Origin of the sequence: Plantibacter sp. lyk4-40-MEA-4 (assembly GCF_030209415.1) — a bacterium.
In the GTDB taxonomy this organism is placed as follows: Bacteria; Actinomycetota; Actinomycetes; order Actinomycetales; family Microbacteriaceae; genus Plantibacter; species Plantibacter flavus_A.
On record NZ_JARVSA010000003.1, the window covers coordinates 294,830 to 305,866 of the forward strand.

The window sequence follows — 11,037 nt, forward strand, 5'->3', positions numbered from 1 at the left end:
GTACAATCGATCCGCGATGTCTAGAAAAGCGATTTCCCTGCAGGATGTGGCCGCCATCGCCGGGGTCTCCGTCTCGACCGCATCGAAGGTGTTGCGTGGTCAGGGCAAGGCCTCGGACGCCACGCGCGAGCGCATCCTCGAGGCCGCGGCGCGACTGGACTACCAGCCGAACGCCCTCGGCCAGTTCCTCGCGCAGGGACGCAGCGCGACGATCGGTGTGCTGACGCTCAACGCCCCCGGCGCGTTCACGATGCCGGTCCTCACCGCCGCGACGACGACCCTCGGCGCCCGCGACCTCTCGGTCCTCGTGTCCGACTCCCGTCTCGACCGCTCCCTCATGGCCGCGACCGTCCGGAAGCTGCGCGCCCGCAACGTCGACGGCCTCCTCGTCATCGGCGACGGCAGCGGGACCGAGATGCGTTCGGTCACCGACGGGTTCGCGGTGCCCGTCGTCTACGCCTACGGTGCCTCGGACGATCCCGGGGACGCCTCGTTCCTGCACAACGGCCGCCTGGCCGGCGAGCTCGCGGGACGACATCTGCTGGGCCTCGGTCGCCGTCGCATCGCGCACATCGGTGCCTCGCTCGACGACCGCTCCGCCCACGACCGGGCGGAGGGACTGCACCGCGCGCTGGACGAGGCCGGGGTCGAGCTGGTCGGCGGGACGGGGCTCCACGGCGACTGGTCCCGGGCCTGGGGGCGTCAGGCGGCACAGCGACTCATCGAGGCCGGACACGACGTCGACGCGGTGTTCTGCGCGAACGACACCATCGCACTCGCCGCCATCGAGGTCTTCCGGGAGGCCGGTCGCCGGGTGCCCGAGGACATCGCCGTGGTCGGGATGGACAACCTCGCCGGCCTCATGGGTCAACGGGACCGGACCCTCACGACGATCGACCCGCTCCTCCACGACGTCGGCCGTGCTGCGGCCGGCTACCTCGCCGATGCGATCGCCGGAGGCACCTACGTCCCGGGGGTGCACTTCGTGGACGGCGAGCTCATCGAGGGCGAGTCGACCGGGTCCCCGGCCTGAGGTCGGTCCGGGCGGGTCTCGACGACCCGCCCGGCCGCCGTCAGGACAGCTTCTCGAGCTGCTCCTGGTACTCGGCCCGCACCTTGTCGTTCGTCGACTGCTTCCACGAGGCGATCCCCGACTTCACGGCGTCGAAACTCGTGCGGCCCAGGATGTACTCGTTCATCGTCGACGACAGGTTGTTCGTCGCCGACGCGGTCTTGCCGGCGGTCTCCGAGTAGAGGCCGGTGATCGGACTCTTCTGGAGCATGGGAGCGGCTTTCTGCTGCCACTCGTGCGAGCGCCGCAACCGCTCCTCCATCGGCACGGCCGTCGCGAGGATCTGCGGTGCCGCGGCGAGTCGGTTGAGCGAGGTCGGGCCGATCTGCGCCGACCCCGCCTCGGTGAGGACGACGCGACCGTCCGCCTCCCGGGTGTGGTGCTCGCCCTCGACGCCGTACTGCAGGAAGAACCCTTCGGTGCTGCCGTAGGGGGCCGCGAGGTGGTTGAGCAGGGTCAGCAGCTCCTTCACGCGCGCCTCGTCCGCCTGTTTGATCGCCGTGAACGAGAACATCGACGAGCCCTGGTAGACGATTCCGTCGCCGCCGTCCGCCGCGAACGGCAGGATCGCGTCGTAGACCACGCCCTCCGGCGCACCGGGGTCGATGATGGCCGAGATGCCGTCCTGGTGCATGAGGACGGTGCCGTTGGCCATGTAGGTCTTCGCCTGCGAGCCGGAGATGCTCGGGGTGTCCGGGTGGTAGTACCCGGCGTCCTTCAGCTCCTTGATGTAGGAGAGCGTCTCGAGCCACCGGTCCGACTCCCACTTGTGGACGAGCTTCGACCCCTTCAGCTCCCACCCGTTCGGGACCCCGAACATCGCACCGATGAAGTCGTACCCCCAGTCGACGCTGTCGCCGTTGCTCTGCCCGCTGATCGCGTAGCGGTTGCGCTTGGCGTCGGTGACCGCCTTGCACAGCTCGGTGAAGTCGTCCTTCGTCTTGGGGGCGGGCTCCGCCCCGGTGAGGTCCTTGATGACGTCCGGACGCGAGATGAGCATGTTGCCGAAGGGTGGCCGGTTCACCGGGACACCGTAGATCCGGCCGTTGATCCGGCAGCCCTCCCACGACGGCGTGGGCAGGTTCGCGAGGTTCGGGTACGTCTTCACGTTGTCGCCCGAGAGGTGGTCGGAGAGGTCGGCGAACTGCGCTTTGAGCAGCTGCGGGTAGGACGGCGGCAGCTGGAACGCGAGGAACTCGACGAGGTCCGGCACGCTTCCGCCGGCCATGACCGTGGCGAACTTGGGTGCGAACGAGTCGGCGGGGACCACCTGGAGGTCGAGTTTGCACCCGAGTTGCTTCTCGGCCGCCTGGAGGTAGCTGTTCGAGGCCGGCGCCGGCGGGCTGTACGAGATGACGAAGCCCGACACCGTGCCGCTGATCGCCGTCTTCCCCGACACCGAGGTGAACAGCTCCGACTCCTTCGGCGCGGAGTAGTACACCGGCTGGACCGTCGCCGAGCCGGCGAGATCGGGGGTCGGTCCCTTCGTGATCGGCACGTAGGTGGGCAGCGGGACGAGGGCTCCGGATCCGGCGGCTCCCGAGGTCGCACCACCGGGGGTGCAGCCGGTGAGCGCGGACCCGAGGCCGAGGACCGCGAGGCCGACGCCGGCCGCGGTGAGGAAGGTGCGGCGGGACAGGCCTGGGGTGGTGTCGTTCATCGTGGTCTCCTTCGAGGTGAGGCGAGCGCCTGGGGCGCGGGTCGGGTCCCGGCGACGATGCCGGGTCGGTGGGTGCGGATCGGTCAGCCCTTGACGGCGCCGGTCAGCACGCCCTTCGTGAGGTGGCGTTGCACGAGCGGGTAGGCGATGAGGATCGGGACGATGGCGATGAGCACCACGGCCATCTGTAGGGACTCGGCGGGCGGCAGCACGGAGGCGTCCGAGGCGCCGCCGACGAGCGAGGAGCCCTGCAGCACGTACGTCCGGAGGACGAGCTGCAGCGTCCACTTCGAGGTGTCGTTGATGTAGAGGAGGGCGTTGAAGAACGCGTTCCAGTACCCGACCGCGTAGAAGAGGGCGACGACGGCGATCACCGCGCGGGACAGCGGGAGGACGATCGTGCCGAGGATGCGGAACTCCCCCGCACCGTCGATCTTCGCGCTGTCGATGAGCTCCTGAGGGATGCCCATCATGAAGCCGCGGACGACCACCATGTTGAAGACGCTGAACGCCCCGGGGAGGATGAGCGCCCAGACGTTGTCGAGCAGTCCGAGCTGCTTGACCATCAGGTACAGCGGGATGAGGCCCGGCGTGAAGAGGAAGGTGGCGAGCACGATCATGAGCACCGGGCGCTGGAAGAACGACCGTCGGCTGAGGGCCCACGCCGCCGAGACCGTGCAGACCAGGCTGATGAGCGTGCCGACGACGGTGACGAACAGCGTCACCAGGATCGCCCTGGTCACCACCCCGCCGGCGAGGATCTGCTGGTAGGCGTCGAGCGTGAACGACTTGGGCCACACGACGTAGCCGCCGGCGGCCGTGACGTCCTCGGCGGTCGAGACGCTCGTGGAGACCACGATGAGGAACGGGAAGAGGATGACGGCGAGGATCACGACGATCGCGAGTGCCTTGAGCGCGAGGACGACGGGCTTCGGTTTCCCCGCCCAGACCGGTCGGACGATGGTGCTCATGATTTGGAATACACTCCCTGCTCGCCGAGCATGTGTGCCGCTTTGTTGGCGACGAGGATGAGGATGAGACCGACGAGGCCCTTGATGAGCCCGGCGGCGATGCCGGTGCTCCAGTTCCCGTCGATGACGCCGTGGTAGTAGACGTAGGTGTCGAGCACTTCGGCGGCCCCCGGCCCGACGGCGTTCCGTTGCAGGATGATCTGCTCGAAGCCGACGGACAGCGCCTCGCCCAGTCGCAGGATGAGCAGGAGCACGATGATGGGTCGGATGCCGGGCAACGTGATGTGCCAGAACCGGCTCCAGGCGCCCGCGCCGTCGATGGCGGCGGCCTCGTAGAGGGAGTCGTCGATCGCCGCGAGTGCCGCGAGGAAGATGATCGTGCCCCAGCCCGCGTCCTTCCAGATCACCTGTGAGGAGAGCAGCAGCTTGAACGTCGCCGGATCCGACATCACCGAGACGGTGCCGAGGTCCAGCTGCCGCAGCCAGGTGTTGAGGACACCACCGGAGCCGAGGCTCTGCTGGAAGAAGCCGACGACGATGACCCAGGACAGGAAGTGCGGCAGGTACAGCACCGACTGAACGATGGAGCGCAGCCACGGCCAGGTCAGCGAGTGGATGAAGATGGCCAGCGCGATCGGTACGGGGAAGAACAGCACCAGTTGGATGAAGGTGATCTGGAGGGTGTTGGAGACCGCGTTCCAGAACGCCTGGTCGGTGAACAGCGCCGTGAAGTTGGCGAAGCCCACCCACGGGCTGTCCGGGATCGGGATGTAGGGCTGGTAGTCCATGAACGCGATGACGTTCCCCAGCAGCGGGATGTACACGAACAGCAACAGCAGCACGACCGCCGGGGTCACCATGACGAGCAACGGTGCGTCGCGACGGAACTGCATCCGGAACGGCACGCGGCGTCTCCTCGGCCGATCACCGGACCCGGCGGGGGCGATCGGTGGTCGGATGGTCTCCGGCCGATCGGTCGTCGTCGCGCTCACAGCAGCTCCCTTGCTCACGGCGGATGCCAGGTTTCGGGCCTCCGCGCCGTTCTCTCGAACGTTGGACATCATTCGCGGGGCCGCTGTGTAAAGTCAACATCATTCAATCATCCGAACAGGAATCGAACATCGGAGTTCATCATGGAGCTGTCGCAACGACACGAGCGCATCCTCGCCGAGCTGCGCATCCACGGCAGTCTCTCGGCAGCGGACTTCGCCGAACGGATGGGCATCTCGACGATGACCGTCCGGCGCGACCTCCGCGAGCTCGGTGAACAGGGTCGGCTCCGCCGCGTGCACGGTGGCGCGGTGTCCGTCGACACGCAGCCGACGACCGGGATGCCTCACCGGCCCGGTGCTCGGCCGACCCCGGCTCCGGGGGCGGCCGACACCCTGTTCACCTTCGGGTTCGTCGTCCCAGACCCGAGCTACTACTTCCCGACGATCGTCGCCGGTGCGGTCGAGCGCGCCCAGTCGCTCGGTGGACGGATCGTCCTCGGCGTCTCCCGCTACGACCCCGACCGCGAGCGTGATCAGATCGAGCGCCTCCTCGTCGGCGGGGTGGACGGCCTGCTCGTGACGACGTCGATCCTCGACGCCCAACCGACGCTCGAGCTGCTGGAGCGGTCGCCGGTGCCGGTCGTCCTCGTCGAGCGCTCCGTCGCCGAGTCCGCGATCGGCGACGGCCTGGAGTTCGTGCGCACCGACCACGCCGCCGGGGCGGTCATGGCCCTGCGTCACCTGGCCGGACTCGGCCACGAACGCATCGGGATGGCCGCCTTCGACACCCCCACGACGCCCTCGCTGCGTCTCGGCTTCGAGCGGGCCGTGCGCCAGCTCGGACTGCGCGAGGACGCCAGCACGGCCATCATCGACGACCAGCAGGGCGTCGGCGAGCAGACGCGGCGATACCTGGAGGCGTGCGTGGCGTCCGGGACGACGGCGGTGTTCCTGCACTCGGACCACTACGCCGTCGAGTTCGCGGATGCCGCGCTCGACCTCGGCCTGTCCATCCCCGGGGACCTGTCGATCGTGGCCTACGACGACGAGGTCGCCGGCCTGGCCAGGGTGCCGCTCACGGCCGTCGCACCGCCCAAACGCGACATCGGCAGGTTCGCGGCCACGATGTGCTTCGAACGCATCTCGGCCGCAGCCCAGACGGGGTTCGCCGCGCGCCACACGAGCCTGCGGCCGAGCCTCAGCCTCCGCGAGTCGACGGCACCGCCTCGGTGAGGAGTGGACTGTTCGTTTGCTGTTCGTTTGAACGCGATCGCTTGACAGGCTCAGGCGTCTCGCACTGGGATTGAGCCTGCTGTCGAGACGACCAGGAGGCGACGATGCTGCAGAGCGAGAGCGCCCTCCGAGGCACGGTCGGCTTCCTCATGCCGGAGGGCACCTTCGAGCGGGTGTTCTCCGAGCTCGACCTCGCTCGCCTGCGGTCCGAGTCGCGCCTCCATCTCCTGTCCGACCGCCCGCTCCGTCCGGAGCGCGTCGACGACCGCGCGCTGTTGGCCGAGGCCGAGGTGATCGTGACCGGCTGGGGGTCCCCGGCGCTGGACGAGCCGCTCCTGCGGATGCTCCCGTCCCTGCGCGCGGTGGCCCACTCGGCCGGCAGCGTCCGCGGCATCGTCACGGACGCCCTGCTCGACCGTCACGTGTCGCTGACGTCGAGCGCCGCGGCCAACGCGGTACCGGTGGCCGAGTTCACCGTGGCGATGATCGTGCTCGCCGCCAAGCGGACGTTCTGGGCGGCGGAGACGCTGCGGTCCTCGAACGCCCCCGTCGACGCCGAGCGGGCCTGGCCGACCGTCGGCAGCCACGGCATCACCGTGGGGGTCGTGGGGGCCTCGCGCATCGGTCGGCTCGTCATCGAACGGCTCGCCTCCCTCGACGTACGGGTGCTCGTCGCCGACCCGACGCTCGACCACGAGCAGCAGCTCGCCATCGGCGTACCCTGCGTGACCCTCGAGGAGCTGGCCGCACGCAGCGACATCGTCACCCTCCACGCGCCGGCGCTGCCCTCGACTCGGCACCTCGTCGACCGCGGACTCCTCCGGCTGATGCGTCCCGGCACCACCGTCATCAACACCGCCCGTGGCGACCTCGTCGACCACGAGGCCCTCGCCGATCGTCTCGAACGCGGCGACCTCGTCGCAATCCTCGACGTGACCTCCCCCGAGATCCTGCCGTCGACCTCACGGCTGTGGTCGACGCCGAACACGGTCATCACACCCCACATCGCCGGCTCGGCCGGGAACGAACTCGGCCGGCTCGCCACCAACACCGTGGACGAGGTCCTGCACCTCGTCAGGACCGGTGCCTTCCGACGACCGATCACCATCGCCGCGCTCGCGCTCCAGGCGTGAGCGGGCCACCGAACCGCACACCACTGAACCGCAGACCACCGAACCGCAGCAGAGGCCAGACCATGCCCCTCCCAGCAGCCACCAGCGCGCCGACCACCACGAGCTTCGCCGAGCAGTTCACGCCGCGGGCGCGCCGAGCCCTACGCGTCGGGAGCTGGCGCGCAGGGCCGCCGGTCGGAGACCGCACCGCCTGGGACCGGGTCTCGGAGCGGGACCGGACGGCGTTGCTCGCCGCCGCGCGGCACTGGTGCGTCGAGGCCGACCGCAACCCGCCCACGCTGTCCCTCTGGGCGCGGTACAGCTCCGACGGCGACCGGACCCCCTACGAGACGGCGCAGCAGGCGCTCCTCGGTGCGGTCGCCTCGTCCGCGCTCGCCCTTGGTTCGACCGACGACGAGGCCTGGGTCCTCGAGCTCGGCGACCGCGTCTGGCGGCTCTGCGAGCTGACCGCGTGGTGTCTGCCCTCCCACTACGCCCTGCCGGAGTCCGGCGAGCGCCCGTTCCTCCCGATCCCTGGCCGCGACATCCTCGACCTGTCCGACGCCTACGTGGGCGGCATGCTCGCCGCGGTGGACACGATCGCCGGTGACCGCCTGGAGGTGGCCTTCCCCGGGCTGCGCTCGCGGGTGCACGCGGAGATCCGGCGTCGCGTGCTGGACCCGTGGCGGAACGAGGTGGACTTCTGGCACGGGCTCGACGGCCCGCCGAACAACTGGGCGCCGTGGATCGTCTCGAACGTCCTCGTGTGCTCGGCGGTGGTCGAGACGGACCCGGACGAGCTGGCGTCGTCGATCGACCGCGCACTCGTCATCCTGGACCGGTTCCGAGCGGGCTACGCCGACGACGGCAGCTGCGACGAGGGGGCGACCTACTGGTGGTGGGCGGGGGCGACGCTGTTCGAGGCGCTCGACCTCCTCGGCGAGGTCACCGAGGGCGCGTTCGATGGGTTCGCGGTCGCGCCGGTGGCCGCGATGGCCCGCTTCCCGATGGTGATGCAGCTCTCCGGCGAGTCACAGGTCAACTTCTCGGACGGGTCCGCGAGCCTGCCGACGAACGCGACCTGGAACCTGCTCGCCCGCTTCGGCGAGCGCGTGGGCGACGACGAGGTGGCGGCCCACGCCCGCTGGATGGGGCGCTCGCATCCGCTCGGCTTCTCGGGGCAGTTGGCTCCGTTGTTCCGCCGCACACTCGCGGAGCTGCTCGACCCGGCGTGGACCACGGCCGGCGACGCCACGCCGGGAATGCCCTCCTCCTGGTACGCACCGGGAACGGAGGTGGCGGTGTTCCGCGAGCACGCCGGTCGCGTGGACGGGTGGGCGGTCGCCGCGAAGGGCGGTCACAACGACGTCAGTCACAACCACAACGACGCCGGCGGCGTGATCGTCTCGTTGGACGGCGCACCCGTCCTCATCGACGTCGGCGTGGGCGTGTACCACCGCGACACCTTCATGCCCGACACCCGCTACGGCATCTGGACCATGCGGAGTGCGTTCCACAACGTGCCGCTCCCCGCAGGTGTCGAACAGCCGTATGGCCGGGGGTTCGCGGCGAGTGGGACGCGGTTCTCCGACGGTGACGGACGCGCGGTGCTCGCCATGTCCCTCCTGGGCGCCTATCCGGCCGAGGCTCGGCTGACGGCGCTCGACCGCACGGTGTCGCTCGACCGCTCGGCCGGCACCGTCCTGATCGAGGACGACTGGGCGTTCTCGGAACCGATGCGGATGACGCTCACCTTCCTCACCGCCGTCGAGCCGATCATCACGGGCACCGGGATCCAGGTCGGCGATGCGCGCCTGGAGACCGACCCCGCGTTCGAGACTGCGGTGGACCGGATCGACATCGACGACCCGAAGCTCCACGAGGTCTGGGGGTCGGCCGTCTTCCGCATCCGGCTCGTGCAGCGCGCCGCCGCGACGAGCGGATCACACGCGCTGCGGGTGCGCCGCGCGGAACAGTACCCGGAACCGGGAGCACCGATGGAGGCCCCACGATGACGCCCGACCCGCTCCCGCCGTTCCGTTTACCGGCCGCGGACCCCGTCGCCGCACCCTTCACCGGGTGGACGCGGGCGCACTGGGAGGTCACGGCCGACCGGTGGCTGGCGGAGGTCCGCCGGTTCGAGAGCCCGCTCGGCGGCATCCCTCGGCTGCCCGGTCGGGTCACCCGCGACGGCGTCGCCCGTGAGGGCATGGAGGCGGTCGGTCGCTCCTTCCTCCTCGCCGCACCGCGGATGGCCGGCGGTGGAGACGGCGATGGTGACGGGGTCGAGGACCTCGTCGCCTGGTACAGCCGGGCGCTCCTCGCCGGTACGGCCCCGGACGGTCCGGAGTCCTGGCCGCTGGGCGTGACGTGTCGGGCCCCTGGCACGGGCGTCACCAACTCGATCGTCGAGGCGGCGAACATCGCGTTCGGCCTGTACGTCAGTCGCGACCGGCTGTGGGCGGGGCTCACTCGGAAGGAGCAGGTGCAGATCGCCGACTGGCTGCGCCACCATGCGCGCCTCGAGGTCTGGCACAACAACTGGCAGCTCTTCCCGGCGATGGCGGAGGCATTCCTCCGCTCCGTCGACGAGGACGTCACCGGGCTGAACGGCACGCGGAACGTCGCCCGGGTCGAGTCGTGGCACCTGGAGCAGGGCTGGTACACCGACGGTCCGGAACACGCGATCGACTACTACAACGCGTGGGCGATCCATCCCTACCTCTGGGCCTGGTACCGCATGACCGACCGCACGGGCACGGCCGACGGCTCGCGGCATCTGGAACGGCTGCACGACTTCACCGGATCCTTCGCGCGCATGGTCGCGCCGGACGGGTCGATGGTGCACATCGGTCGCTCGCTGAGCTATCGGACGGCCGCCCTCGCCGCGCTCTGGTGCGCCGAGCTCTCGGGGGTGAACCCGTTGAGTCCCGGCGCGACGCGACGCCTGGCCTCCGGGGTGGTCTCGGGGTTCGTCCGGCACGGCGTCGGCGTCGACGGCCCGCTGAGTCTCGGTTGGTACGGACCGTGGGAGCCCACCGCGCAGAGCTACAGTGGCTTCGGTTCGTCCTACCTCGCGGGCATCGGGTTCCTCGGGCTCGCCATCGACCGCGACGACCCGGTGTGGACGGCTCCGGAACGCTCGCAGCCGACCGACGGGCCGCCGGAGACCACCGTGCTGCCGGCGGTCGGATGGATCCTGCGCTCCCAGCGGGACGGTGTCGTAACGCTCGCCAACCATGGCAGCGACCACTGCGAGATCCCCGTGGAGCCCTCTCGCGCCGACGCGGACGATCCGCACTACGCCAAGTTCGGGTACTCCTCGCACACGGCTCCGGGGACGAGCGCGGCGTGGGAGGAGAACGTCGACGGCCATCTCGCGTTGCTCGACGAGGACGGGCGGGCGAGTCGTCGCGCCGCGATCCGCGGGATGCGGACCGTCGGCGAGATCTCCGGCTCGGTGCACCTCCCACAGCTCGACGGCCGGGTGTGGCCGGGCTGCGCCGTCACCACGGTCAGCATCGTCCGCGGCGATCAGGAGCTCCGCGCGCACCTGGTCGAATCGACGCGCGCCTGGACCGTCCGCGAGGGCGGTGCGGCCGTCGCCGACGACGCCATCCTGCGCACCGAGGTCGATCCCGCTGTGGCCGCGCCTCGGGCCACGGTGGTCGGTCGCGACGGGCTCGCAGCGACCATCGTCGGGCTGCACGGTTGGGACCGCGCGGAGGCCGTCGCCTACCGTGACGCGAACGCGTTCGGTCCCCACTCAGCGGTCCCGGCGCTGTACGCCGCCAGCACTCCGGGGCACACCGTCCTGGCCGCACTCCACACCCTCCGCTTCGACGACGGCGAGACACCCGACCTCCCGGTCGCGGTGGACGTGACCGGGACCCGACTGGTCACACGGTGGACCGACGGAGCCGTGCACGACGTCGACCTCGCCACCTTCGTCCCCTGGGACGGCCAGCTCGCACGCCCGTCCGTGGACTGACCACGC

General features: G+C 70.3%; 8 protein-coding genes. 5 read left to right on the forward strand and 3 right to left on the reverse strand.

The window, feature by feature from the left end; translation table 11 throughout:
- Nucleotides 1-16 precede the first annotated feature (16 nt).
- Nucleotides 17-1,033, forward strand: a complete 1,017-nt coding sequence (locus tag QRN44_RS06605; protein ID WP_064295998.1) for a LacI family DNA-binding transcriptional regulator — start codon at nt 17-19, stop codon at nt 1,031-1,033.
- 40 nt (nt 1,034-1,073) lie between these two features.
- On the opposite strand, the gene QRN44_RS06610 is transcribed toward QRN44_RS06605, so the two are convergent.
- The 3 genes from QRN44_RS06610 to QRN44_RS06620 form a co-directional block, all read right to left on the reverse strand.
- Nucleotides 1,074-2,732, reverse strand: coding sequence for an extracellular solute-binding protein (locus QRN44_RS06610; RefSeq protein ID WP_079000920.1), 1,659 nt, complete (start codon nt 2,730-2,732; stop codon nt 1,074-1,076).
- An 83-nt stretch (nt 2,733-2,815) separates the two neighbouring features.
- Nucleotides 2,816-3,703 (reverse strand): carbohydrate ABC transporter permease, encoded by an 888-nt coding sequence (locus tag QRN44_RS06615; RefSeq protein WP_079000918.1) that lies wholly within the window; start codon nt 3,701-3,703, stop codon nt 2,816-2,818.
- Complete coding sequence (locus QRN44_RS06620; RefSeq protein WP_285038630.1) at nt 3,700-4,695, reverse strand: ABC transporter permease; 996 nt, start codon at nt 4,693-4,695, stop codon at nt 3,700-3,702. Before QRN44_RS06620 ends, QRN44_RS06615 begins: the two co-directional genes overlap by 4 nt.
- A 141-nt stretch (nt 4,696-4,836) precedes the next feature.
- On the opposite strand from QRN44_RS06620, the gene QRN44_RS06625 reads away from it, so the two are divergent.
- From QRN44_RS06625 to QRN44_RS06640, 4 genes are all read left to right on the forward strand, one after another.
- Complete coding sequence (locus tag QRN44_RS06625; protein WP_285038631.1) at nt 4,837-5,928, forward strand: substrate-binding domain-containing protein; 1,092 nt, start codon at nt 4,837-4,839, stop codon at nt 5,926-5,928.
- A 104-nt stretch (nt 5,929-6,032) separates the two neighbouring features.
- A complete protein-coding gene (locus tag QRN44_RS06630) occupies nt 6,033-7,061 on the forward strand; it encodes a hydroxyacid dehydrogenase (protein ID WP_121289229.1) in 1,029 nt (342 codons plus the stop codon).
- 62 nt (nt 7,062-7,123) lie between these two features.
- Nucleotides 7,124-9,055, forward strand: a complete 1,932-nt coding sequence (locus tag QRN44_RS06635; protein WP_285038632.1) for a heparinase II/III domain-containing protein — start codon at nt 7,124-7,126, stop codon at nt 9,053-9,055.
- On the forward strand, nt 9,052-11,031 hold the full coding sequence (locus tag QRN44_RS06640) for a DUF2264 domain-containing protein (RefSeq protein WP_285038633.1): 1,980 nt from the start codon (nt 9,052-9,054) through the stop codon (nt 11,029-11,031). The genes QRN44_RS06635 and QRN44_RS06640 overlap by 4 nt, the downstream gene beginning before the upstream one ends.
- Nucleotides 11,032-11,037 lie beyond the last annotated feature (6 nt).

Bases quoted from the DNA above. Each gene is read 5' to 3' on its own strand.
- QRN44_RS06615 (WP_079000918.1), bottom strand. From the start codon at position 3,703: ATGAGCACCATCGTCCGACCGGTCTGGGCGGGGAAACCGAAGCCCGTC.
- QRN44_RS06630 (WP_121289229.1), top strand. From the start codon at position 6,033: ATGCTGCAGAGCGAGAGCGCCCTCCGAGGCACGGTCGGCTTCCTCATG.
- QRN44_RS06635 (WP_285038632.1), top strand. From the start codon at position 7,124: ATGCCCCTCCCAGCAGCCACCAGCGCGCCGACCACCACGAGCTTCGCC.
- QRN44_RS06610 (WP_079000920.1), bottom strand. From the start codon at position 2,732: ATGAACGACACCACCCCAGGCCTGTCCCGCCGCACCTTCCTCACCGCG.
- QRN44_RS06605 (WP_064295998.1), top strand. From the start codon at position 17: ATGTCTAGAAAAGCGATTTCCCTGCAGGATGTGGCCGCCATCGCCGGG.
- QRN44_RS06625 (WP_285038631.1), top strand. From the start codon at position 4,837: ATGGAGCTGTCGCAACGACACGAGCGCATCCTCGCCGAGCTGCGCATC.
- QRN44_RS06640 (WP_285038633.1), top strand. From the start codon at position 9,052: ATGACGCCCGACCCGCTCCCGCCGTTCCGTTTACCGGCCGCGGACCCC.